The organism is Variovorax trehalosi (assembly GCF_051216415.1).
Classification (GTDB): Bacteria; Pseudomonadota; Gammaproteobacteria; order Burkholderiales; family Burkholderiaceae_C; genus Variovorax.
Genome location: NZ_JBPJZG010000005.1, coordinates 121969 through 144537, shown reverse-complemented (window position 1 = coordinate 144537; position 22569 = coordinate 121969). Strand labels below are relative to the sequence as shown.

Below are 22569 nucleotides of genomic sequence, written 5' to 3'. Positions count from 1 at the left end.
GCAATAAACGCGGGCGAGTTTCGCATAGAAACTTTCCAATTTCAAATGGCGCGTGATGATTTCTTAATGTGATATTTTTGTGAATTTCACCGACAAGACCCGACCGCGACGGGATCAATGGCACTGGCGCTTTTCCGATGTTTCCCGAGGGGCATCCCCTAAACTCGCGCGATGCCTTTTTCCTCCCCGCTAGCGGTTGCCCGCAGTGCCGTGAACGCCTCGCCACTTTCCTGGTGGCGCCGCTGGTGGCGCCGGCAAACGCCGGTGCTGCAGGACGCGGTCGCCATGCTCGCGCCGATGGCGGCGGTGCTGCTGTTCCTTGCCGCCATCGTTTCCGCCTTCTGGTACCTGCGCACCGAGGAGGTCGAGCGCGAGCAGGAGTCGGTGCGCCGCGACGTCGAATACGCCCAGCAGCGCATGCGCCTTCGGTTGCTGGAGCGCCAGGAACAGCTGATGCGCATCGCGCGAGATGCCTCCAACCGCGAGATCGATCCCACCGAATTCACGAGCCGCGCCGAATCGCTCGTGAGCCAGTTCCCCGAGCTGCAGACCATCACCTGGATCGACGACCGCCGCCGCTTCAAGGCCGGCTATGCGGCGCCCAGCGTGCACCCCGCGCAGCAGCACCTGATCGGCGATGTGCTGCGGCCCGGCGACATCGAGAGCAACTACGCCCTGGCGCGCGAGTTGCGACAGCCGGTGTATTCGCAGCCGGTGGCCGGCGGCGACCCGGCCGCGATGCTGCAGCTGCACATCCCTCTTTTCGACCAGGGCCTGTTCGCGGGCGTCGTGCTCGGCGAGTTCTCGGTCGACGGACTGCTGCGCTACGGCATGCCCTCCGAGGTACAGGCGCGCTACGCGGTCTCGCTGCTCGACGCTAAGGGCAACGTCATCGCCGGCAACACGACCAGCCTGAAGGACAGCGGCACGCGGCTGCTGCCGTGGTCGGAGCGGACCAATGAATACGAAGTGCCCGTGTCGCCCGTCGGCAATGCGCTGATCCTGCGCGCACAGGCCTACCGCACTTCGCAGGGCGTGGTGGGCAACGGACTCTTCTGGCTGGTCTGCGCACTCAGCGTGCTCACGAGCTGGATGCTGATCGGCACCTGGCGTCACACGCGCCGGCGCCTGCAGGCGCAGCAGCGGCTGGTGGCAGAAACCAACTTCCGGCGCGCGATGGAAAACTCCATGCTGACCGGCATGCGCGTGCTCGACCTGCAAGGCCGCATCACTTACGTGAACGCCGCGTTCTGCGCGATGACCGGATGGAGCGAGGCCGAACTGGTCGGCCAGTCGCCGCCCTTCCCCTACTGGCTCGAATCCGACCGCGAAGTGATGAACGAGCGGCTGGAAGAAGAATTGCACGGCCGCGCCCTCCCCGGCGGCTTCCAGGTGCGGGTGAAGCGCAAGAACGGCAGCGTGTTCAACGCCCGCCTCTATGTCTCTCCGCTGATCGACGCACGCGGCCACCAGACCGGCTGGATGACGTCGATGACCGACATCACCGAGCCCACACGCATCCGCGAGCAGTTGTCGGCGTCTTACGAACGCTTCACCACGGTGCTCGAAGCGCTCGACGCCGCGGTGTCGGTCGCGCCCATCGGCAGCGAGGAGTTGCTGTTCGCGAACAAGCTGTACCGTCTCTGGTTCGGCTCGGACACCGTCGGCCACCTGGGCATGGTGGCACAAGCTGGCGTACCGGCATCGAACGCGCACGACGAAGGCCTGGACGATGTGGACCCGTATGCCGGCCTCCCCATCGACACGCTCACTGCCGCACAGGCCGCGAACAACGAAATCTTCGTGCCGCACTTGGGCAAATGGCTCGAAGTGCGCTCGCGCTACCTCACATGGGTGGACGGCCGCCTCGCACAACTCGTGATCGCCACCGACATCACGCCGCGCCGCGATGCCGAAGAGCAAGCCGCCGCGCAGGCCGACAAGGCCCAGGCCGCGAGCCGCCTCATCACGATGGGCGAGATGGCCTCCAGCGTCGCTCACGAGCTCAACCAGCCGCTGACCGCCATCACCAACTATTGCAACGGGATGATGTCGCGCATCAAGGGCCAGACGATCGACACCGAGGCTCTGCTCGCGGCGCTGGAGAAGACGTCCAAGCAGGCCCAGCGGGCGGGCCAGATCATCCAGCGCATCCGCTCCTTCGTGAAGCGCAGCGAGCCCAACCGCACGCCCGCCGACGTCGCCACCATGGTGAGCGAAGCCGTCGAACTGGCGGGCATCGAGCTGCGTCGGCGCAACGTGCGCCTGAACCACTACGTGGCCGCGCGGCTGCCGGTGGTGCGGGTCGACCCGATCCTGATCGAACAGGTGATGGTCAACCTGTTGAAGAACGCGGCCGAATCCATCGACCTCGCCGACAGGCCGCTCGCGCGCCGCAGCGTCGAGCTGCGCGTGCTGCCCAAGACCATCGAGGGGCAGAACGCCATCGAGTTCTCGGTGCAGGACACGGGCAAGGGCCTGTCGCCCGAGGTGATGGATCGGCTCTACGAAGCCTTCTTCTCGACCAAGCCCGAAGGCATGGGCATCGGGCTCAATTTGTGCCGCACCATCGTCGAGTCGCATCGCGGCCGGATGCAGGCGGAGAACATCTACAATGGCCCGGATGTGATCGGATGCCGTTTTTCCTTCTGGATTCCGGTGTTGGACGCTATCAGTTCCGTAGCTAGCGACGAGGCAAAGGTACCTGCATGAGTTTGATTCCGAAGAAGGGCACGGTCTACGTCGTCGACGATGACGAAGCCGTACGCGATTCGCTGCAATGGCTGCTCGAAGGCAAGGACTACAGAGTCCGCTGTTTCGATTCCGCCGAATCCTTTCTCTCCCGATACGACCCGCGCGAAGTCGCCTGTTTGATCGTCGACATCCGCATGGCCGGCATGACCGGCCTCGAATTGCAGGATCGACTGATCGAGCGGCGCTCTCCGTTGCCGATCGTGGTCATCACCGGCCACGGCGACGTGCCGATGGCGGTGGACAGCATGAAGAAGGGCGCGATGGATTTCATCCAGAAGCCCTTCAACGACGAAGAACTCGTCACGCTGGTCGAGCGCATGCTCGAACACGCGCGCGGCGCCTTCACGCAGCACCAGCAGTCGGCCAGCCGCGACGCGCTGCTGTCCAAGCTCACCGGCCGCGAGGCGCAGGTGCTCGAGCGCATCGTCGCCGGCCGCCTCAACAAGCAAATCGCCGACGACCTGGGCATCAGCATCAAGACGGTGGAGGCGCACCGCGCCAACATCATGGAAAAGCTCAACGCCAACACCGTGGCCGATCTGCTGAAGATCGCCCTCGGACAGGCGGCCCCCGCGGCCAAGGCCTAGAAGCTATTTCCCCGATAGCAATGCATATCCCCCACGCCTGCGCAAGCGGGCGTTTTTACTTGGAAAATCGAAACCGATGACCGCCCAACTGATCGACGGCAACGCCCTCGCCAAAACCATCCGCACCGAAGTCGCAGGCCGCACCGCCGCACTCAAGGCGCGTGGCGTGAACCCGGCCCTTTCCATCATCCTCGTGGGCGAAGACCCGGCCAGCCAGGTCTACACGAAGCACAAGGTCAACGACAGCACGCAGACCGGCCTCGAAGCCACGCTGGAGACCTACCCCGCCGACATGACCGAGGCCGACCTGCTGGCCCGCATCCGCGCCCTCAACGACGACCCGAAGGTGCATGGCATCCTGGTGCAGTTGCCGCTCCCGAAGCACATGGACAGCCAGAAGGTCATCGAGACCATCTCGCCCGCCAAGGACGTGGACGGCTTCCACGTCGCCAGCGCCGGCGCGCTGATGACCGGTGCCCCCGGCTTCTGGCCCTGCACGCCGCACGGCTGCATGAAGATGCTCGAAGCCATCGGCTACGACCTGCGCGGCAAGCACGCGGTGGTCATCGGCCGCAGCAATATCGTCGGCAAGCCGATGGCCATGATGCTGCTGGCCAAGAGCGCCACCGTGACCATCTGCCACAGCGCCACGCAAGACCTGGGCGCCATCACGCGGCAGGCCGACGTGATCGTCGCGGCCGTCGGCAAGCTCAACCTGCTGACCGCTGACATGGTGAAGCCCGGCGCGGTCGTCATCGACGTCGGCATGAACCGCAAGGCAGACGGCAAGCTCGCCGGCGACGTCGATTTCGACGGCGTGAAGGAAGTGGCCGGCTGGATCACCCCCGTGCCCGGCGGCGTCGGTCCGATGACCCGCGCCATGCTGCTCGTCAACACCCTTGAAGCCGCCGAACGCGCCGCAAGATAAGAACCACCCCGTTGCTTGCTCACTGCGTGTAGCCGCCTTCCCCTCAAGGGGCACCACCGGTGGCCCGGCAAAGCTGGTTCCACGGTGGTTCCCGAAACGGCTTCGCTACGCTCGACCTGGATATCTCACATGACCAACCCGCTCCTGGACTTCAACGACCTCCCGCTGTTCGACCGCATCAAGCCCGAGCACGTGGCGCCCGCCGTGGACACGCTGCTGGCCGATGCCGAGGCAGCGCTGCAGGCCGTGACGGCGTCCGAGTTCCCCGCCGACTGGAATGCGATCTCGAAGGTGCTCGACGTGGCCTCCGAACGTTTCAGCCGCGCCTGGGGCGCCGTCGGCCATCTCAACGCCGTGGCCGACACGCCCGAGCTGCGCGCCGCCTACAACGAGGCCATGCCGCGCGTCACCGCCTTCTGGACCCGCCTGGGCTCCGACGAACGGCTCTACGCGAAGTACAAGGCCATCGACGTCGCCACGCTCAACGCCGAGCAGCGCCAGGCGCACCGCAACGCCGTGCGCAACTTCGTGCTGGGTGGCGCCGAGCTGCAGGGCGACGCCAAGAAGCGCTTTGCCGACATCCAGGAACGCCAGGCCGAGCTGAGCCAGAAGTTCAGCGAGAACGCGCTCGATGCCACGGACGCCTTCGCCTACTACGCCAAGTTCGGCGAGCTCGAAGGCGTGCCTGAAGACGTGGTGAGCGCCGCACGCGCGGCCGCCGAAGCCGACGGCAAGGACGGCTACAAGCTCACGCTCAAGATGCCGTGCTACCTGCCGGTGATGCAGTTCGCCAAGAGCAGCGCACTGCGCGAAACGCTCTACCGCGCCTATGTCACGCGCGCGAGCGAATTCGGCGATGCGGCTTTCGACAACACCGCGCTGATCACCGAGATCCTCGCGCTGCGCGAAGAAGAGGCCAAGCTCCTGGGCTACAAGAATTTCGGCGAGCTCTCGGTCGTGCCGAAGATGGCCGAATCGCCCGAGCAGGTCGTCAAGTTCCTGCGCGACCTTGCGACCAAGGCCAAGCCCTACGGCGAACGCGATCTCGCTGACCTGCGCGCCTTTGCCGCCGCGCAGTTGAGCATCACCGACCCGCAGCCCTGGGACTGGAGCTACATCGGCGAGAAGCTCAAGGAAGCGCGCTACGCCTTCAGCGAGCAGGAGGTCAAGCAGTACTTCCCAGCGCCGAAGGTGATGGCCGGACTGTTCAAGATCGTGGAGACGCTGTTCGAAGTGTCGATCCGCCGCGACAGCGCGCCGACGTGGCATCCGAGCGTCGAGTTCTATCGCATCGAGCGCGCCGGCCAGAAGGTCGGCCAGTTCTACCTCGACCCCTCCGCCCGCGCCGCCAAGCGCGGCGGTGCCTGGATGGACGACGTGCGCGCCCGGTGGCTCCGCCCCGACAACGGCGTGCTGCAGACGCCGGTCGCGCAGCTGGTCTGCAACTTCGCGAGCGGTGTCGATGGCAAGCCGCCGCTGCTCACGCACGACGACGTGACCACCCTCTTCCACGAGTTCGGCCACGGCCTGCACCACATGCTCACGCAGGTGAACGAGCGCGACGTCTCGGGCATCAGCGGCGTCGAGTGGGATGCGGTCGAGCTGCCCAGCCAGTTCATGGAGAACTTCTGCTGGGAGTGGGACGTGCTCAGCCACATGACGGCCCACGTCGACACCGGCGAGCCGCTGCCGCGCGCGCTGTTCGACAAGATGACCGCCGCCAAGAACTTCCAGAGCGGGCTCCAAACGCTGCGCCAGATCGAGTTCTCGCTGTTCGACATGCTGCTGCACACCGAATACCAAGCGGCCGCTGCCAAGACGGGTGACGTGATGGCGCTGCTCGGCAAGGTGCGCAGCGAAGTGGCGGTGATGCCCTCGCCGCCTTTCAGCCGCACGCCGAATACTTTCAGCCACATCTTCTCGGGCGGCTACGCAGCCGGCTACTACAGCTACAAGTGGGCCGAGGTGCTGAGCGCCGACGCCTATGCGGCTTTCGAGGAAACCGTGGGCGCCGACGGCGAGCCGAACATCGAGACCGGCCGCAAATACCGCCAGGCCATCCTGGAGGCCGGCGGCAGCCGCAGCGCGATGGATTCGTTCAAGGCTTTCCGCGGCCGCGAACCCCAGCTTGATGCATTGCTGCGACACCAGGGCATGGCCGAGGCCCAGCCCGCTTGATGCGGCGCTGAAGCTTGCGATACTCGGGACATGTATCTGACCTCTTACAAATCCCCGTCGCATTGCCTGACCGGCCTCGCCTTGCTGCTCGTCGCGGCGGGCGCGATGGCCCAGCCGATCTATCGCAACGTCGACAAGAACGGCAAGGTCACTTTCTCCGACCGCGCGCCCGCCGCCAGCACCGAGCCCGCCGCGGGGCCGCAGGGCGCCGCCGCACCGGCCAACACGGCGGGGTTGCCGTACGAACTGCGGCAGGTGGCGCAACGCTATCCCGTCACGCTCTACACCAGCGACGACTGCGCGCCCTGCAGCGCGGCGCGCACGCTGCTCACCAAGCGCGGCATTCCGTTCGACGAGCGCACCGTCAAGAGCAATGAAGAGATCGAGGCGCTGCAGCGCCTGAGCAGCCAGAGTTCGCTGCCGCTGCTCACCATCGGTTCGCAGCAGCTCAAGGGGTACGCGGACAACGAGTGGTCGCAATACCTCGACGCGGCCGGCTATCCCAAGAGCAACAGCCTGCCCGCCGGCTACCGCAATGCGCCGGCTCGCCCCCTGATCGCAGCGCAGCAGGCCGCGCCTGCGCCCCGCGCTGCGGCACCCGCCGCGCAACCCGCGCCACCGCCCGCCGCACCGAGCGATCCGGGCGCAGGCAACCCGGCCGGCATCAAGTTCTGACGCCAGGCGGTTCGCCGCTTCAGTCGAACTGCATCGTCTTCACGCCCGTCGCGGTGCCCAGCAGGCACACATCGGCCTTCTGGTGGGCGAAGACGCCGACCGTCACCACGCCCGGCCATTGGCTCACCTCGGATTCGAACGCGAGCGGATCGGCGATCTGCAGGCCCGTCACATCGACGATGTGCTGGCCGTTGTCGGTGACCAGCGGCAGGCCGTCTTTCTCGCGCACCTGGGCGATGCCGCCCAGGCTGGCGAACTGGCGCATCACGCGGCGCGCCGCCATCGGGATCACTTCCACCGGCAGCGGGAAGGCGCCGAGCGTCTGGACCAGCTTGGACGCATCGGCGATGCAGACGAAGCGCTTCGACTGCGCCGCGACGATCTTCTCGCGCGTGAGCGCCGCACCGCCCCCCTTCACCATGAAGCCCCGGTGATCGATTTCATCGGCGCCGTCGATGTAGACGGCGAGTTCTTCCACCTCGTTGCTGTCGAACACCGGGATGCCCAGCGCGCGCAGGCGCTCGGTCGACGCGACGGAGCTCGAGACGGCACCCTTGATATCGTCCTTGATCGTCGCCAGCGCGTCGATGAACTTGTTGACCGTCGAGCCGGTGCCGACGCCGACGATCTCGCCCTTGACCACGTAAGCCAATGCGGCGCGGCCGACCTGGGCCTTGAGTTCGTCCTGGGAAAGCGCGGCGGGCGCGGGGGATGGGGAGGCGGGTGCGGTCATCGCGGAGAATCCTTGGCTCATTGAAGTCGAGAATTATCCGATGCCCCTGCTGCTGCCCTCTTCGCTCTATGGCCTGGCCCGCCCTTTCCTGTTCGGCTTCGACCCCGAGCACGCCCATGAAATCACCCTGGACGGCCTGGCCCGCACGCAGAACACGCCGCTTGCCTGTGCTTATTCCGCCCCGCGCGTGGACGATCCCGTCACGCTGGCCGGGCTGACCTTTCCGAACCGCGTGGGCCTGGCGGCCGGCCTCGACAAGAACGCCCGCTGCATCGACGCCTTCGCAGCCATGGGTTTCGGCTTCGTCGAAGTCGGCACGGTGACGCCGAAAGCGCAGCCGGGCAATCCCAAGCCGCGCATGTTCCGCCTGCCCCAGCGCGATGCGCTGATCAACCGGCTCGGTTTCAACAACGAAGGGCTCGACGCATTCCTGGCCAACGTACAGAAAGCGCGTTTCCGCAAGAGCGGCGGCGGCAAGACGCCGATGTTGCTCGGCCTGAACATCGGCAAGAACGCCACCACGCCGATCGAGCGCGCGGTGGACGACTACCTGGCTTGCCTCGACGGCGTGTACCCGCATGCCGACTACGTGACGATCAACATCTCGAGCCCCAACACAGCCAACCTGCGCACGCTGCAGAGCGACGAGGCGCTCGATGCGCTGCTCGGTGCAGTGGCCGAGCGGCGCGAAGCGCTGGCCACGCGCCATGGCAAGCGCTCGCCGCTGTTCGTGAAGATCGCCCCCGATCTCGATGAAGCCCAGGTCGCGGTCATCGCCGCGACGCTGCAGCGCCACGGCATGGACGGCGTGATCGCTACCAACACCACGCTCGCGCGCGACGCGGTGGTCGGTCTGCCGCATGCTGAAGAAGCTGGCGGCCTGTCGGGTGCGCCGGTGCGCGAAGCGAGCAACCGCGTGATTGCGCAGCTGCGCGCGGCGTTGGGGAAAGACTTCCCGATCATCGGCGTGGGCGGCATCCTCAGTGCGGCCGATGCCAAGGCCAAGATCGCCGCGGGCGCGGACGTGGTGCAGATCTACACCGGGCTGATCTACCGCGGCCCGGCGCTGGTCCGCGAGACGGCTCAAGCGCTGCTGCGCGATCGCAGCAAGGCCTGAGACCTTCCTTCTTTCTTCAGCGCATGCGCCAGAGGATCGGCGCGATGACCGCCGCCCAGCGCAGCAGGCGCTTCGGGCGGATCACCACCACGGCGGCCGCAGCGGCCACGCCGGCAGCCACGGGATGCGCCCGTGCGATCCGCAGCGCGGCGGCGGTGGCCGTTTCGTTCGGCGGAGGAGCCTCGCGCCCGGTACTCGCCGGCTGCGTCTCGCGGCCACCTTTCAGGGTCGCGATGCGCTCGCGCTGAATTGCCATTCGCGCCAGCAATTCCTCGCGCGTGGCTGGGCGCGGGGGGCGTGGCGCTTCTTCGTCTTCCGGGTCCTTGCCAAGCCCGAAGCTGTCCTGTACCCAGGCCCAGTCGCGCTCGAACTCCTGGCGGGCCGGGATGAAGCTGTTGGAAGCGTTGCGCAGGGTCAGCAACAGGCCGGCGGCAGCGCCCAGCCAGAGCACGATCCATACGCCGGCCACCGACCACGCAGCCGTGATGCGGTATGGCGTTTCCCAGAAATGCACCACCACTGCCATCGACAGCAAGGCCACGGTGACGGTGGTCAGCCCGAGCACGGCCACCACGAGGATGAGCATCAGCTTCAGGCGCTGCTTCTCGTCCTCCCAGGCCATGCGCAAAAGCTGCACCCGGTCTTCGGCCGCCAGTGCGCCTTCGGCGGCGACGATGCGCAACCGGCGGATGTGGCCGCTCAGCCCGAACAGGGAGAGTAGCCTCATGGGCATGCTCCAGCCCCGCTCAACCAGCGGTGACGAACAATCCGGCGGTACGCGCTTGGATCAGCGCGATCAGCGGCGGCCAAGCAACAGACCCACCAGCACGCCGACGGCCAGTGCGGCGCCTGCGATCTGCCAAGGTTCGTCGTGGGCGTAGGCGTTGGTGGCGGAGGCCGCCTCGCGCGCCTTCTTGGCGGCGAGCTTGCTCTTCTCGGCGGCGAGTTCGCGCGCGATGGCGAGCTTGGTATCGATGCGCTGGCGCAGCGCCTTGATGTGGGGAACCGAATCCAGGTCCTTGCTGGCCAGCACACCACGCACGTCGCTTGCGATGTCTTCGGCTGCTGCTTCAAGATTGTTGGATGCACTCATTGGAATCTTTCCTCCGTGATGACACCGGCACCGCGCCGGCGGCTTCACGCCAGCAAATGGCGTGGTGTCATGTTACAGGCTCGAAAGCCCCTCATGCGCGGCAGATGTGCAGACTTGTGCGTGCGATGGCTCATGCATCGGCCAGCAGCCGGGCGACATGGGCGCCGATTGCAAGGCTGCTGGTGAGCCCCGGCGATTCGATGCCGAACAGGTTGACCAGCCCCGGCACGCCGTGCGACGCGGGGCCGTCGATCATGAAGTCGGCCGCCGGCTCGCCCGGGCCCGAGATCTTGGGCCGCATGCCGGCGTAGCCGGGAATCAATCCGCCGTCCGGCAGCGCGGGCCAGTACTTGCGCACCTCGGCATAGAAGCCATCGCCGCGGGCGGGGTTCACCACGAGGTCGTCGGCCGACTCGACCCACTGCACATCGGGGCCGAACTTGGCCTGGCCGCCGAGGTCGATCGTCAGGTGAACGCCCAGTCCACCGGGCTCGGGCACCGGGTAGATGAGGCGGCTGAAGGGTGCGCGGCCCGACAGGGTGAAGTAGTTGCCCTTGGCGAAATACTCGGTCGGGATTGCCGATGCAGGCAGTCCTTCGAAGCGCCGGGCCAACGATGGCGCGCAGAGCCCCGCTGCATTGACGACGCTGCGGCACCGCAGCGCCGTTCCGTCCTCGGCGATCAGGACGATGCCGCCGCTACCGCACTCGGCGCGGGTGATGGGCGATTTCAGTGCCAGCATGCCGCCCGCGTTTTCCAGGTCGCCGAGGAGGCTCAGCATGAGCGCGTGGCTGTCGACGATGCCGGTGCTGGGCGAATGCAGCGCCGCCGTGCAATGCAGTTGCGGCTCCATCTCTCGGGCCTGTTGGGCGGTGATCTGCACGAGGTCATCGACGCCATTGGCGGCGGCTTTCACGCGGATCGCTTCGAGTTGGCCCACCTGCTCGGCAGAGGTCGCCACGATGAGCTTGCCGCAACGCTGGTGCGGCACGCCGCGCTCCGCCGCATACGCGTAAAGCGCGTTCCGCCCTTTCACACACAGCTTCGCCTTGAGCGAGCCCTGCGGGTAATAGATGCCGGCATGAATGACTTCGCTGTTGCGCGAACTGGTCCCGGTGCCGATGGCACCTTCGGATTCGAGCACCAGCACTTCGCGGCCCGCGAGCGCCAATGCGCGCGCCACTGCCAGCCCCACCACACCACCGCCGATGACGGCGCAATCGAGTTCGTCCATGGCGCGAGCTTATCGCGGCCCGCGCTGCAGATTCACGAGACGGAGGGCGGCGGCTCCGGGTCCGTGGGCTCGTCGGGCGGTGTGCTCGGTCCTTCGTCGGGCTCTACGGGCAGGTTGGGTGTGACGGGGGTCGGAAGATCGGGATGAGTGGCCATGGTCGTCTCCTTTCCTTCCTTGTAAGACGTTGCCGCAAAGGGCCGGCAAGCATGCAACCGCACTTCGCGTCAGCGAGAGCCGACAGTTTGCGCTCCGCCTCAAAGAAGAAGATCGAATCCACGAGCCGCTGTTTAAGATCCGGCTCGGACGCCGGCATCCGAGCCGGACGCGGACAGACTTCAAAAACCGGAGGGAAATCAATGGGCATCAGGGACACGCTCGGGCATGCGCTGCTCGACAACGAGAAGCTTCATTTCGGCACCGCGGAGACACTCACCGCAGAAGAGCAATGGCTGGTCACGCTGAGCGCGCCGCTGTCCGCGTTCAACGGTGACTACGTGAATGCCGTGGCCACCGGAAAAGACGACGACGAGTTGCGCCAGGGCATCTCGGAAGTCTGGAGCGTGCATGACCGGGAGAGTTTCGAGGAAACGGCGCGTTGGCTCGCGGAGGAGGGACAGCGTTCGACCTACCTGTCCACGTGGCAGGCCGTTGCGGCGGTCGATTCAGCAACCCAGAGCACGCCGGCCGTGCTGCGATTGGTCATGGATGCGTGGTTTCCCGCGTTCTTCCAGATCAAGGCGCGCAAGAGCCTAGACTACCGCGCGCTGGCGGCGGAGAGTGGGCGGTCGGTGACGGACCTGAGCCAACTGGTGTCGGGCAGCACGAGCTGGGTCAATGCCTTGCGCAAGCACTTCAAGGTTTCGCCGTCCCAGATCTCCGACCTGGTCGCCTGGGATGCCGTGCGATTGGCCAGCCTGTCGCGGTGGGCGGTGCAGCTGGGCTTCATCGAACGCGCGGAATTCGCAGGTTTCGCTGGCGCGTTGAACTCGCAAGTGCGCGAGGCCTACGCCGACTGGTCGCAAGTGAGTGCCGCATACATCGCCAGCGGCTTGATCTGGCGGTATTCCGACGCGCGCGAAGAACACTTGCTGCGCACCAACCGCATGCTGCTGAGCGATGCCCGCAGCCCCTATCGCAGCGTGCCTTTTCGCTGACATCGGCCGCACCAACGAAAACGGCACCCGAAGGTGCCGTGTCGTGGAATTGGTGGGCGGTGGAGGTTTCGAACCTCCGACCCCAGCAGTGTGAATGCTGTGCTCTACCCCTGAGCTAACCGCCCGTGGCACAGCGAGTGCTGTGCCGTGGAATTAATCGCGTTGCGCGAAGCCTTCGATTATGCCACAGCATTTCCACCGTTTTGGCGAAACAGCGTGCGGCCGCCGCTGGATTTGTCGAGCTGCGACAACACCGCTTCGTGCGCCGCAAGCTCCTGCTCACCGGCGGTGATCACCGGCAGCTCGAACTGGCTCAGGTCGATCGCCACCACGGTGGTGCCCTGCGCCGGTTCGTTCGATGCCACGTCGATCAGCAGCGCGTCCTGCCCGCGCGTGAGATTGATGTAGACGTCGGCCAGCAGCTGCGCGTCGAGCTTGGCGCCGTGGAAGGTGCGGTTCGAGCGGTCGACGCCGAAGCGGTCGCACAACGCATCGAGCGAGTTGCGTTTGCCCGGGTAGACCAGCTTGGCCATGGCCAGCGTGTCGGTCACTTCGCCGACAAAGCTGCGCAGCGGCGGCAACCCGGCGCGCTCGAATTCCTTGTTGAGGAACCCGACGTCGAAGGCCGCGTTGTGGATGATGATTTCGGCGCCGCGCAGGTACTCGATGATGTCGTTGCCCAGCGTGGCGAACTTCGGCTTGTCGCGCAGGAAGTCGGTCGTCAGCCCGTGCACCTTGAGCGCGTCTTCATGACTCTCGCGCTCGGGGTTGAAATAGATGTGCAGGTCGTTGCCGGTGAGCTTGCGGGCGAACAGCTCCACGCAGCCGAGCTCGATGATGCGGTCGCCGTTCTCGGCGGAAAGCCCGGTGGTTTCGGTATCGAGAACGATCTGGCGCGACATCAGTGGTTTTCCTTGGCGTGGTTGATCGAGTACTTCGGAATCTCGATCGCCACATTCTCCTGCGCCAGGATCGATTGGCAACTCAGGCGCGATTGCGGCTCCAGACCCCAGGCGCGGTCGAGCAAATCTTCTTCGCCCTCTTCCGCTTCGTTGAGCGAATTGAAGCCCTCGCGCACGATCACGTGGCAGGTGGTGCAGGCGCAGCTCATCTCGCAGGCGTGCTCGATGTTGATGTGGTTGTCGAGCAGCGCCTCGCAGATCGAGGTGCCGGCGGGCGCGGTGATCTCGGCGCCTTGCGGGCAGTACTCGGGATGCGGGTAGATCTTGATCGTGGGCATGTTGTTGTTCTAGAGGGATTCGACATTGCGGCCGGCAAGGGCGCGCGCGATGCCCGCGTTCATGCGCTGGGCGGCGAAGGCTTCGGTGTCGTTGGCCAGCGTCTTGGTGGCGGCTTCGATGGCTGCGGCTTCGCTGCTGTCCTTGGCGGCTTCGCGCAGCCTGGCCATCGACGCATCGATGACGGCGCGTTCGTCTTCGTTCAGCAGGTCGCCGTCGGCATCGAGGGCGCTCTGCGTGGCAAGGAGCATGCGGTCGGCATCGACGCGCGCCTCGACCAGCGCGCGCGCCTGCATGTCCTGCTGCGCCGTAGAAAAACTCTCCTGCAGCATGGTCGCGATCTGGTCGTCGGAGAGTCCATACGACGGCTTGACGGTCACACTGGCTTCGACGCCGCTGCCCTGTTCCTTGGCACTGACGCTCAGCAGGCCATCGGCATCGACAGTGAAGGTCACGCGGATGCGCGCCGCGCCGGCCGTCATCGGCGGGATGCCGCGCAGCGTGAAGCGCGCGAGGCTGCGGCAGTCGGACACCAGGTCGCGCTCGCCCTGCACCACATGCAGCGCAAGGGCCGTCTGGCCATCCTGGTAAGTCGTGAAGTCCTGCGCCATCGCGGTCGGGATGGTCTGGTTGCGCGGCACGATGCGCTCGACCAGGCCGCCCATCGTCTCGATGCCGAGCGAAAGCGGGATCACGTCGAGCAGCAGCAACTCGCCTGCGCCGTTGTTGCCGGCCAGCTGGTTGGCCTGGATCGCCGCGCCGAGCGCGACGACTTCGTCCGGGTTCAGGTTGACCAGCGGCTTGCGGCCGAAGAACGCGGCCACGGCCTCGCGGATTTGCGGCATGCGGGTGGAGCCGCCGACCAAGACGATGCCCTGCAGGTCGTCCGCCTTGAGCTTGGCATCGCGCAGGGCCTTGCGGACGGCGGCGATGGTCTTGTCCGTGAGCGCCTTGGTGGCCGCATCGAAATGCGCGCGCGTCAGGTCGAATCGCGCAACGGCGCCGGCCACGTCGGCGTGGAACGCCACGGCGTCCGCATCGGTCAGCGCCTCTTTCGCCGCACGCGCAGCCACGAGCACCGCGGCCTTGTCGGCGTCGCTGCCGACTTTCAAGCCGGTTCGTTCGAGCACGAAATCGGCGAGCGCGTGGTCGTAGTCATCACCACCGAGCGCCGAGTCGCCGCCGGTCGCAATGACCTCGAACACGCCCTGGGTCAATCGCAGGATCGAGATGTCGAAGGTGCCGCCGCCGAGGTCGTAGACCGCGTAGACGCCTTCGCTCGCGTTGTCCAGGCCGTAGGCGATCGCAGCGGCCGTGGGCTCGCTGATCAGGCGCAGCACATTGAGGCCGGCGAGTTGCGCGGCGTCTTTCGTGGCCTGGCGCTGGCCTTCGTCGAAGTAGGCCGGCACGGTGATGACGGCGCCGTAGAGCTCATCGTCGAAGGTGTCTTCGGCGCGAAAGCGCAGCGTGGCCAGGATCTCCGCGCTGATCTCGACCGGCGACTTCTCGCCCACCGAGGTCTGCACCTTCACCATGCCGCCGTCGTCGCCGCCGATGCGGTACGACATGGCTTCGCGGTTCGCGATGTCGGCAAGGCCTCGGCCCATGAGCCGCTTGACTGAGGTGATGGTGTTGGCAGGATCTTGCGCGCGCGCGGCGAGCGCCTCGAAGCCGATCTGCCGGCGGTCGCCGTCGAGGTAGCGCACGGCCGAGGGCAACAGCACGCGGCCCTGGTCATCGGGCAGGCACTCGGCCACGCCGTTGCGCACCGCGGCCACCAGCGAATGCGTGGTGCCGAGGTCGATCCCCACGGCAATGCGGCGCTGATGCGGATCGGGCGCCTGGCCGGGTTCGGAAATCTGAAGAAGAGCCATAAGGGCTTATTGTCCCAACTGATCGAATTTGGCTTCGACGTCTTCGCCGAAGCGCTCAATGAACATGAGGGCTCTCACCTGCTGCGCGGCGGCGGGGTAGTCGCCCTTCTCGTCGATCAGCCAGTCGAGGGACGACAGCGCGCGTGTGCGGGCAGCCTCGACCTCGGCCTGCAGCTTCTCGACCGCGGCGATGTCACCGGCGTCGTCGAGCGCCTCGCGCCATTCCATCTGTTGCATCAGGAAGTCGGACGGCATCGCCGTGTTGTTCTCGGCGTTGAGCGGCGCGTCGTGCAGTTCGCAGATGTAGCTCGCGAGGCGAATCGGATCCTTCAGCCGCTGGTAGGCCTCGTTGATCCGCACCGACCACTGCATGGCCACGCGTTGCGCCGCGGCGCCCTGCGCAGCAAAGCGGTCGGGGTGCGCCTCGCGCTGCAGTTCTTTCCAGCGCGCATCGAGTGCGGCGCGGTTCTGCGCGAAAGTCGCCGGGACGGCGAACAGTTGAAAGTCGGTGTCGTTCAGGTTCATGGCAAGAAAAAACCGCCAGCACATGACATGGTGGCGGCTGTGGTCGCGGTCAGCGACGACGCATCAGATGCGGAAGCTTTCCCCGCAGCCACAACGGTCGCGTTCGTTCGGATTGATGAACTTGAAGCCTTCGTTCAGGCCTTCGCGCACGAAGTCCAGCTGCGTGCCGTCGATGTAGGCCAGGCTCTTCGGATCGACCAGCACCTTCACGCCGTGGTCTTCGAACACCACATCTTCAGGCGTGAACTCGTCGACGTACTCGAGCTTGTAGGCAAGACCCGAGCAGCCCGTGGTCTTCACGCCCAGCCGCACGCCCACGCCCTTGCCTCGTTTGCCGAGGTATCGGGTGACGTGGCGCGCAGCGGCTTCGGTCAGCGTGACGGCCATTTCAGTGAACAGCTTCGGCGGCCGACTCGGCGGTCTTGGCGCCGTGCTTGGCCTTGTAGTCGCTCACGGCGGCCTTGATGGCGTCTTCCGCGAGGATCGAGCAGTGGATCTTGACCGGCGGCAGCGCCAGCTCTTCAGCGATCTGCGCGTTCTTGAGCGCAGCCGCTTCGTCGAGCGTCTTGCCCTTGACCCATTCGGTCACGAGCGAGGACGAGGCAATGGCCGAGCCACAGCCGTAGGTCTTGAAGCGTGCGTCTTCGATCACGCCGGTTTCAGGGTTGACCTTGATCTGCAGCTTCATCACGTCGCCGCAGGCCGGTGCGCCGACCATGCCGGTCCCTACCGAGTCGTCGCCCTTTTCGAAGGAGCCGACGTTGCGGGGGTTTTCGTAGTGGTCAATGACCTTGGAAGAATATGCCATGGTGTGCCTCTCAAACTTTGTTCAATCGTGGAGCCTTGGGCGGGCCGGAGTCAGTGGGCCGACCACTGGATCGTGCTGATGTCGACGCCGTCCTGGAACATCTCCCAGAGGGGGCTCAGCTCGCGCAGCTTGGCGACGTTGTGCTTGATGGTCGAGATGGCGTAGTCGATTTCTTCTTCGGTCGTGAAGCGGCCGATGGTCATGCGCAGGCTGCTGTGGGCCAACTCGTCGCTGCGGCCCAGGGCGCGCAGCACATAGCTGGGCTCGAGGCTGGCCGAGGTGCAGGCCGAACCCGACGACACCGCCAGGCCCTTGATGCCCATGATCAACGACTCGCCTTCGACGTAGTTGAAGCTCATGTTCAGGTTGTGCGGCACACGGCGCTCGAGGTCACCGTTGATGAACACCTGTTCGACATCCTTCAGGCCATCGAGCAGGCGCTTCTGCAGGCGAGCCGCGTGAGCGATGTCGTCCTTCATCTCGAGCTTGGCGATGCGATAAGCCTCGCCCATGCCGACGATCTGGTGCGTGGGCAAGGTGCCCGAGCGCATGCCGCGCTCATGACCACCGCCGTGCATTTGCGCTTCGAGGCGAATGCGCGGCTTGCGACGCACGTACAGGGCGCCGATGCCCTTGGGGCCGTAGGTCTTGTGCGAGGCGAGGCTCATCAGGTCGATGGGCAGCTTCGTGATGTCGATCTCGACCTTGCCGGTGGCCTGGGCCGAGTCGACGTGAAAGATCACGCCCTTTTCGCGGCAGACGTTGCCGAGCGCGACCACGTCCTGGATCACGCCGATTTCGTTGTTCACGAACAGCACGCTGGCCAAGATGGTGTCGGGGCGGATCGCCGCCTTGAATTTCTCCAGATCAACGAGGCCGTTTTCCTCGACGTCGAGGTACGTGACTTCGAAGCCTTGGCGCTCAAGCTCACGCATGGTGTCGAGCACGGCCTTGTGCTCGGTCTTCAGCGTGATCAGGTGCTTGCCCTTGCCCTTGTAGAACTGGGCCGCGCCCTTGAGCGCGAGATTGATCGACTCGGTGGCACCCGAGGTCCAGACGATCTCGCGGGGGTCCGCATTGATCAGGTCGGCCACCTGGCCGCGCGCCTTCTCGACCGCCTCTTCAGCTTCCCAGCCCCATGCGTGACTGCGCGACGCCGGGTTGCCGAAGTGCTCGCGCAACCAGGGAATCATGGCGTCGACCACACGCGGGTCGACCGGCGTGGTCGCGCCGTAATCAAGATAGATCGGGAAATGAGGAGTGACGTCCATGGCTGGCTCGGGCTGGCGTGGGGGTGGTTGTTCTTGGGTCTGGGCTTCTCTCGCGGCAGCGCCCGAAGGCACTTGCCGCGACTCAGGGCATCAGGACTTGGCGAAGGCGTTGCCGAGGGCAAACACCGAATTCGGCGCATTCACGCGAATCGGCTTGACCACCGGCTGCGCCGAGATCGCACGCTTGACGACCGGCTTGTTCTCGATCTGCACGCCCTTGGCGATCTGATCGTCGACCAGCTTCTGCAGGGTGACCGAGTCGAGAAACTCGACCATGCGCTGGTTCAGCGAGGCCCAGAGTTCATGGGTCATGCAACGGCCGGCTTCGCCGAGGCAGTTTTCCTTGCCGCCGCATTGCGTGGCATCGATGGGCTCATCGACGGAAACAATGATGTCGGCCACGGTGATATCCGCAGCCTTGCGGCCGAGGCTATAGCCGCCGCCGGGGCCACGGGTCGACTCGACGAGTTCGTGACGGCGCAGCTTGCCGAACAGCTGTTCGAGGTATGACAACGAAATCTGCTGCCGCTGACTGATTGCAGCCAAGGTGACCGGACCTGTATTCTGGCGCAGGGCCAGATCGATCATGGCGGTGACCGCAAAACGGCCTTTGGTAGTGAGACGCATCGCAAGCTCCTTCAAGTGCTTACCGTTGAAATGACACCTTGGTCCTGGACCGCGGTGACTTCGTCTCCGCCCTGCCCGACCCTTGACGCTGGTGAACCAGTCGGTAGGAGTCGGTCCTTCATCGCGAAGTTCTAGTTTTTGTTGTTGAGTGTTTCGGTCAAGTATAGCAGAAGCCCCTCAACTCTGCTGGGGTAAACCCCAGCGCCGACCCCTTGAAGAACGCGGACTTCCGGCCTACGACGGCAAGATCACGATGTTGTCGCCACCAGACGCCCCGAAGGCCTGCTCGCGCAGCAGCGCCAACTGGTCCCGAACCCGCGCCGCCTTCTCGAATTCGAGGTTCCGGGCGTGCTCCAGCATGAGCTTCTCCAGGCGCTTGATTTCCCGGGCAATGTCCTTCTCGCTCATGTCCTCGACCTTGGCGCGCTCCAGGTCAAGCTTGGCCATTTCCTTGCCGGTCTTCTCGCTGTAGACGCCGTCGATCAGGTCTCGCACCTGCTTGACGATGCTGCGCGGCGTGATGCCGTTGGCCAGGTTGTGGGCGATCTGCTTGGTGCGCCGGCGCTCGGTTTCGTCGATGGCTTTCTTCATCGAGTCGGTCATGCGGTCGGCATACAGGATCGCCTTGCCGTTCAGATTCCGCGCCGCGCGTCCAATGGTCTGGATCAGCGAGCGCTCCGCGCGCAAAAAGCCTTCCTTGTCAGCATCGAGGATCGCCACCAGCGACACCTCCGGAATGTCCAGGCCTTCGCGAAGCAGGTTGATGCCCACCAGCACGTCGAAAGCGCCCAGGCGCAGGTCGCGCAGGATTTCCACCCGCTCGACCGTGTCCACATCGCTGTGCAGGTAGCGCACCTTGACGCCGTTGTCGCCCAGGTAGTCGGTCAATTGCTCGGCCATGCGCTTGGTCAGCGTGGTGATGAGCACTCGCTCGTTCTTGTCGACGCGGATGCGAATCTCGCCGAGCACGTCGTCCACCTGGTGCGTCGCGGGACGCACCTCGACCTCGGGGTCGATCAGCCCCGTCGGGCGCACGAGTTGCTCGACGACGTTGCCCGAATGGTCCTTCTCGTACTGCGCCGGCGTGGCCGAAACGAAGATCGCCTGCCGCATGCGCTTTTCGAATTCTTCGAACTTGAGCGGCCGGTTGTCCATTGCAGAGGGCAGCCGGAAGCCGTATTCGACCAGCGTGGTCTTGCGCGCCCGGTCGCCGCTGTACATGGCGTTGAGCTGGCCGATCATCTGGTGGCTCTCGTCGAGGAACATCAGAGCGTCCTTCGGCAGGTAGTCGGTCAGCGTGGCCGGCGGGTCGCCAGGCGCCGCGCCCGAGAGGTGACGCGAGTAGTTCTCGATGCCCTTGCAGTGACCGATCTCGGCGAGCATCTCGAGGTCGAAGCGGGTGCGCTGCTCCAGGCGCTGCGCCTCCACGAGCTTGCCCTGCCCCACGAACTCCTTCAGGCGCTCGGCCAGCTCGATCTTGATGGTCTCGACCGCACCCAGCACCTTGTCGCGCGGCGTCACGTAGTGGCTCGACGGGTACACCGTGAAGCGCGGAATCTTCTGGCGGATGCGCCCAGTGAGCGGGTCGAACAGCTGCAGCGACTCGATCTCGTCGTCGAACAGCTCGATGCGGATCGCCAGCTCGCTGTGCTCGGCCGGAAACACGTCGATCGTGTCGCCACGCACGCGGAACGTGCCACGCGCAAAGTCCTGCTCGTTGCGCGTGTACTGCATGCGGATCAGCCGGCTGATCACGTCACGCTGCCCGATCTTGTCGCCCACTCGCATGATGAAACGCATCTGCGTGTAGTCCTCGGGCGTGCCGATGCCGTAGATCGCGCTCACCGTGGCCACGATGACCGTGTCGCGCCGCTCCAGCACGCTCTTGGTGGCCGACAGGCGCATCTGCTCGATGTGCTCGTTGATCGAGGAGTCCTTCTCGATGAACAGGTCGCGCTGGGGCACGTAGGCCTCGGGCTGGTAGTAGTCGTAGTAGCTCACGAAATACTCGACCGCGTTCTTCGGAAAGAACTCCCGGAACTCGCTGTAGAGCTGCGCCGCCAGCGTCTTGTTGGGCGCGAACACGATGGCCGGACGGCCCAGCCGGGCGATCACGTTGGCCATGGTGAAGGTCTTGCCCGAACCGGTCACGCCCAGCAGCGTCTGGAACACTTCGCCATCGATCACCCCTTCGACCAGCCCGTCGATCGCCTTGGGCTGGTCGCCGGCCGGCGGATAAGGCTGAAAAAGCTCGAACGGGGACCCGGGGTACTTGATGAATTCGCCCTGTTTGGCCGGACCGATCGGGTCCAGTTTCTTCAGGTCTGCTATGGCTTCGGTGTTCTCTGGCATGGCTGTTCCCGACAGGTGGCGATGGCGCCGGTAAAATTCAAGGCAACCGGAAAGCGTAGCGCAAGTCCGGTTGCCAGCGAAGCTTTCATCCCAAAGGACCTTTCCATGTCTATGTTCACCGCGGTCGAAATGGCACCGCGCGACCCGATCCTCGGCCTCAACGAGCAATTTGCAGCCGATACCAACCCCAACAAGGTCAATCTCGGCGTCGGCGTCTATTACGACGACAACGGCAAGCTGCCCCTGCTGCAGTGCGTGCAGGCCGCAGAGCAAGACATGATGAAAGCGCCCTCGGCGCGCGGTTATCTCCCCATCGACGGCATCGTGGCGTACGACAACGCCGTGAAGACGCTGGTTTTCGGTGCCGACAGCGAACCGGTCACCTCGGGCCGCGTGGCCACCATTCAAGCGATCGGCGGCACCGGCGGCCTGAAGGTCGGCGCCGACTTCCTGAAGAAGCTCAACCCCAAGGCCAAGGTGCTGATCAGCGACCCGAGCTGGGAAAACCACCGTGCGCTGTTCACCAACGCGGGCTTCGAAGTCGAAAGCTACCCCTACTACGACGCCGCCAAGCGCGGCATCAACTTCGACGGCATGCTGGCTGCACTCAACGCAGCGCCCGCGGGCACCGTCGTCGTGCTGCACGCCTGCTGCCACAACCCGACCGGCTACGACATCACTGCTGCCCAGTGGGACCAGGTCGTCGCCACGGTCAAGGCCAAGGGCCTCGTGCCCTTCCTCGACATGGCCTACCAGGGCTTCGGGTACGGCTTGAAGGAAGACGGCGCCGCCGTCGCCAAGTTCGTCGAAGCGGGCCTCACGTTCTTCGTCTCGACCTCGTTCTCCAAGAGCTTCAGCCTCTACGGCGAACGCGTGGGCGCCCTCTCGGTGCTGTGCGAGAACAAGGAAGAAGCCGGCCGCGTGCTGTCGCAACTCAAGATCGCCATTCGCACCAACTACAGCAACCCGCCGATCCACGGCGGCGCCGTCGTGGCCGCGGTGCTCGGCAACGCCGAACTGCGCGCCCTGTGGGAAAAGGAACTCGGCGAGATGCGCGTGCGCATCAAGGCCATGCGCCAGAAGCTGGTCGATGGCCTGAAGGCCGCCGGCGTGAAGGAAGACATGAGCTTCATCACCACGCAGATCGGCATGTTCAGCTATTCGGGCCTCACCAAGGACCAGATGGTGCGCCTGCGCAATGAATTCGGCGTGTACGGCACCGACACCGGCCGCATGTGCGTCGCCGCGCTCAACAGCAAGAACATCGACTACGTCTGCGCGTCGATCGCCAAAGTCATCTAAGTGACAGCAACGTGTGAAGGACTCCGTCTTGCGACGATTCCTTCACACCTTTCGCTGGAAGGGCCCTGTCGCAGGGTCGGACTAGGGGTTAGGCCCCCTGCGTGCCCGCAAATGCACTG

22 protein-coding genes and 1 tRNA gene are annotated in these 22569 nt (G+C 65.3%); 8 read left to right on the top strand and 15 right to left on the bottom strand.

Translation table 11 applies throughout. From position 1 onward, the window contains the following. Window positions 1-171 precede the first annotated feature (171 nt). The 5 genes from ACSFA7_RS19585 to ACSFA7_RS19565 all read left to right on the top strand — a co-directional run bounded on the left by ACSFA7_RS19585 (window position 172) and on the right by ACSFA7_RS19565 (window position 7122). Complete coding sequence (locus tag ACSFA7_RS19585; protein WP_435500926.1) at window positions 172-2712, top strand: PAS domain-containing sensor histidine kinase; 2541 nt, start codon at window positions 172-174, stop codon at window positions 2710-2712. Further along, window positions 2709-3341, top strand: a complete 633-nt coding sequence (locus ACSFA7_RS19580) for a response regulator transcription factor (protein WP_012747279.1) — start codon at window positions 2709-2711, stop codon at window positions 3339-3341. Before ACSFA7_RS19585 ends, ACSFA7_RS19580 begins: the two co-directional genes overlap by 4 nt. A gap of 76 nt (window positions 3342-3417) precedes the next feature. Continuing rightward, window positions 3418-4269, top strand: a complete 852-nt coding sequence (gene folD / locus ACSFA7_RS19575) for a bifunctional methylenetetrahydrofolate dehydrogenase/methenyltetrahydrofolate cyclohydrolase FolD (RefSeq protein ID WP_435500925.1) — start codon at window positions 3418-3420, stop codon at window positions 4267-4269. A gap of 129 nt (window positions 4270-4398) precedes the next feature. Next, window positions 4399-6447: a M3 family metallopeptidase gene (locus tag ACSFA7_RS19570; protein ID WP_435500924.1), complete on the top strand. Its 2049-nt coding sequence runs from the start codon at window positions 4399-4401 to the stop codon at window positions 6445-6447. A 30-nt stretch (window positions 6448-6477) separates the two neighbouring features. Then, window positions 6478-7122, top strand: a complete 645-nt coding sequence (locus ACSFA7_RS19565; RefSeq protein WP_435500923.1) for a glutaredoxin family protein — start codon at window positions 6478-6480, stop codon at window positions 7120-7122. A 19-nt stretch (window positions 7123-7141) separates the two neighbouring features. Here the strand turns inward: ACSFA7_RS19565 and rpiA are convergent, their stop codons facing one another. Continuing rightward, window positions 7142-7855 (bottom strand): ribose-5-phosphate isomerase RpiA, encoded by a 714-nt coding sequence (gene rpiA, locus ACSFA7_RS19560; protein ID WP_435500922.1) that lies wholly within the window; start codon window positions 7853-7855, stop codon window positions 7142-7144. Between the two features lie 40 nt (window positions 7856-7895). Between rpiA and ACSFA7_RS19555 the strand changes: the two genes are divergently transcribed. After that, window positions 7896-8972, top strand: a complete 1077-nt coding sequence (locus ACSFA7_RS19555; protein WP_435500921.1) for a quinone-dependent dihydroorotate dehydrogenase — start codon at window positions 7896-7898, stop codon at window positions 8970-8972. A 16-nt stretch (window positions 8973-8988) separates the two neighbouring features. Here the strand turns inward: ACSFA7_RS19555 and ACSFA7_RS19550 are convergent, their stop codons facing one another. The 4 genes from ACSFA7_RS19550 to ACSFA7_RS19535 form a co-directional block, all read right to left on the bottom strand. Next, window positions 8989-9699: a phage holin family protein gene (locus ACSFA7_RS19550; protein ID WP_435500920.1), complete on the bottom strand. Its 711-nt coding sequence runs from the start codon at window positions 9697-9699 to the stop codon at window positions 8989-8991. Window positions 9700-9768: 69 nt separating this feature from the next. Further along, the gene (locus ACSFA7_RS19545) at window positions 9769-10065 is read right to left on the bottom strand and encodes a glycine zipper domain-containing protein (RefSeq protein ID WP_093431838.1); all 297 of its coding nucleotides are present in this window, start codon (window positions 10063-10065) and stop codon (window positions 9769-9771) included. Between the two features lie 130 nt (window positions 10066-10195). Continuing rightward, entirely contained in the window at window positions 10196-11299 is a 1104-nt protein-coding gene (locus tag ACSFA7_RS19540) for an NAD(P)/FAD-dependent oxidoreductase (protein WP_435500919.1), read from the bottom strand. 32 nt (window positions 11300-11331) lie between these two features. Next, window positions 11332-11454 (bottom strand): stereocilin, encoded by a 123-nt coding sequence (locus ACSFA7_RS19535; protein WP_093431835.1) that lies wholly within the window; start codon window positions 11452-11454, stop codon window positions 11332-11334. Between the two features lie 51 nt (window positions 11455-11505). On the opposite strand from ACSFA7_RS19535, the gene ACSFA7_RS19530 reads away from it, so the two are divergent. Next, window positions 11506-12453 carry a DUF1266 domain-containing protein gene (locus ACSFA7_RS19530; RefSeq protein WP_435500918.1) on the top strand — a complete coding sequence of 316 codons (948 nt, stop codon included), beginning with the start codon at window positions 11506-11508 and terminating at the stop codon, window positions 12451-12453. 50 nt (window positions 12454-12503) lie between these two features. On the opposite strand, the gene ACSFA7_RS19525 is transcribed toward ACSFA7_RS19530, so the two are convergent. The 10 genes from ACSFA7_RS19525 to uvrB form a co-directional block, all read right to left on the bottom strand. Next, window positions 12504-12578: transfer RNA gene (locus ACSFA7_RS19525), tRNA-Val, on the bottom strand. 54 nt (window positions 12579-12632) lie between these two features. Beyond that, complete coding sequence (dnaQ, locus tag ACSFA7_RS19520; protein ID WP_435500917.1) at window positions 12633-13355, bottom strand: DNA polymerase III subunit epsilon; 723 nt, start codon at window positions 13353-13355, stop codon at window positions 12633-12635. Then, window positions 13355-13693, bottom strand: coding sequence for an ISC system 2Fe-2S type ferredoxin (gene fdx / locus ACSFA7_RS19515; protein WP_435500916.1), 339 nt, complete (start codon window positions 13691-13693; stop codon window positions 13355-13357). The genes dnaQ and fdx overlap by 1 nt, the downstream gene beginning before the upstream one ends. A 9-nt stretch (window positions 13694-13702) precedes the next feature. Then, window positions 13703-15565 carry a Fe-S protein assembly chaperone HscA gene (hscA, locus tag ACSFA7_RS19510; protein WP_435500915.1) on the bottom strand — a complete coding sequence of 621 codons (1863 nt, stop codon included), beginning with the start codon at window positions 15563-15565 and terminating at the stop codon, window positions 13703-13705. A 6-nt stretch (window positions 15566-15571) separates the two neighbouring features. Then, the gene (hscB, locus tag ACSFA7_RS19505) at window positions 15572-16090 is read right to left on the bottom strand and encodes a Fe-S protein assembly co-chaperone HscB (RefSeq protein WP_435500914.1); all 519 of its coding nucleotides are present in this window, start codon (window positions 16088-16090) and stop codon (window positions 15572-15574) included. A gap of 63 nt (window positions 16091-16153) precedes the next feature. Next, window positions 16154-16477, bottom strand: coding sequence for an iron-sulfur cluster assembly protein IscA (gene iscA, locus ACSFA7_RS19500; RefSeq protein ID WP_007828190.1), 324 nt, complete (start codon window positions 16475-16477; stop codon window positions 16154-16156). A gap of 1 nt (window position 16478) precedes the next feature. Further along, window positions 16479-16898, bottom strand: coding sequence for a Fe-S cluster assembly scaffold IscU (gene iscU, locus ACSFA7_RS19495; protein WP_013542156.1), 420 nt, complete (start codon window positions 16896-16898; stop codon window positions 16479-16481). Between the two features lie 50 nt (window positions 16899-16948). Next, window positions 16949-18169 carry an IscS subfamily cysteine desulfurase gene (locus ACSFA7_RS19490; protein WP_435500913.1) on the bottom strand — a complete coding sequence of 407 codons (1221 nt, stop codon included), beginning with the start codon at window positions 18167-18169 and terminating at the stop codon, window positions 16949-16951. 90 nt (window positions 18170-18259) lie between these two features. Continuing rightward, window positions 18260-18796, bottom strand: a complete 537-nt coding sequence (gene iscR / locus ACSFA7_RS19485) for a Fe-S cluster assembly transcriptional regulator IscR (protein WP_007828186.1) — start codon at window positions 18794-18796, stop codon at window positions 18260-18262. A 234-nt stretch (window positions 18797-19030) separates the two neighbouring features. Then, a complete protein-coding gene (gene uvrB / locus ACSFA7_RS19480; protein ID WP_435500912.1) occupies window positions 19031-21148 on the bottom strand; it encodes an excinuclease ABC subunit UvrB in 2118 nt (705 codons plus the stop codon). Window positions 21149-21253: 105 nt separating this feature from the next. On the opposite strand from uvrB, the gene ACSFA7_RS19475 reads away from it, so the two are divergent. Continuing rightward, window positions 21254-22450: an amino acid aminotransferase gene (locus ACSFA7_RS19475; protein ID WP_435500911.1), complete on the top strand. Its 1197-nt coding sequence runs from the start codon at window positions 21254-21256 to the stop codon at window positions 22448-22450. Window positions 22451-22569: the final 119 nt, after the last annotated feature.

Coding starts and splice junctions, on each gene's coding strand:
- ACSFA7_RS19585 (WP_435500926.1), top strand. CDS start 172: ATGCCTTTTTCCTCCCCGCTAGCGGTTGCCCGCAGTGCCGTGAACGCC.
- ACSFA7_RS19580 (WP_012747279.1), top strand. CDS start 2,709: ATGAGTTTGATTCCGAAGAAGGGCACGGTCTACGTCGTCGACGATGAC.
- folD (WP_435500925.1), top strand. CDS start 3,418: ATGACCGCCCAACTGATCGACGGCAACGCCCTCGCCAAAACCATCCGC.
- ACSFA7_RS19570 (WP_435500924.1), top strand. CDS start 4,399: ATGACCAACCCGCTCCTGGACTTCAACGACCTCCCGCTGTTCGACCGC.
- ACSFA7_RS19565 (WP_435500923.1), top strand. CDS start 6,478: ATGTATCTGACCTCTTACAAATCCCCGTCGCATTGCCTGACCGGCCTC.
- rpiA (WP_435500922.1), bottom strand. CDS start 7,855: ATGACCGCACCCGCCTCCCCATCCCCCGCGCCCGCCGCGCTTTCCCAG.
- ACSFA7_RS19555 (WP_435500921.1), top strand. CDS start 7,896: ATGCCCCTGCTGCTGCCCTCTTCGCTCTATGGCCTGGCCCGCCCTTTC.
- ACSFA7_RS19550 (WP_435500920.1), bottom strand. CDS start 9,699: ATGAGGCTACTCTCCCTGTTCGGGCTGAGCGGCCACATCCGCCGGTTG.
- ACSFA7_RS19545 (WP_093431838.1), bottom strand. CDS start 10,065: ATGAGTGCATCCAACAATCTTGAAGCAGCAGCCGAAGACATCGCAAGC.
- ACSFA7_RS19540 (WP_435500919.1), bottom strand. CDS start 11,299: ATGGACGAACTCGATTGCGCCGTCATCGGCGGTGGTGTGGTGGGGCTG.
- ACSFA7_RS19535 (WP_093431835.1), bottom strand. CDS start 11,454: ATGGCCACTCATCCCGATCTTCCGACCCCCGTCACACCCAACCTGCCC.
- ACSFA7_RS19530 (WP_435500918.1), top strand. CDS start 11,506: ATGCAACCGCACTTCGCGTCAGCGAGAGCCGACAGTTTGCGCTCCGCC.
- dnaQ (WP_435500917.1), bottom strand. CDS start 13,355: ATGTCGCGCCAGATCGTTCTCGATACCGAAACCACCGGGCTTTCCGCC.
- fdx (WP_435500916.1), bottom strand. CDS start 13,693: ATGCCCACGATCAAGATCTACCCGCATCCCGAGTACTGCCCGCAAGGC.
- hscA (WP_435500915.1), bottom strand. CDS start 15,565: ATGGCTCTTCTTCAGATTTCCGAACCCGGCCAGGCGCCCGATCCGCAT.
- hscB (WP_435500914.1), bottom strand. CDS start 16,090: ATGAACCTGAACGACACCGACTTTCAACTGTTCGCCGTCCCGGCGACT.
- iscA (WP_007828190.1), bottom strand. CDS start 16,477: ATGGCCGTCACGCTGACCGAAGCCGCTGCGCGCCACGTCACCCGATAC.
- iscU (WP_013542156.1), bottom strand. CDS start 16,898: ATGGCATATTCTTCCAAGGTCATTGACCACTACGAAAACCCCCGCAAC.
- ACSFA7_RS19490 (WP_435500913.1), bottom strand. CDS start 18,169: ATGGACGTCACTCCTCATTTCCCGATCTATCTTGATTACGGCGCGACC.
- iscR (WP_007828186.1), bottom strand. CDS start 18,796: ATGCGTCTCACTACCAAAGGCCGTTTTGCGGTCACCGCCATGATCGAT.
- uvrB (WP_435500912.1), bottom strand. CDS start 21,148: ATGCCAGAGAACACCGAAGCCATAGCAGACCTGAAGAAACTGGACCCG.
- ACSFA7_RS19475 (WP_435500911.1), top strand. CDS start 21,254: ATGTCTATGTTCACCGCGGTCGAAATGGCACCGCGCGACCCGATCCTC.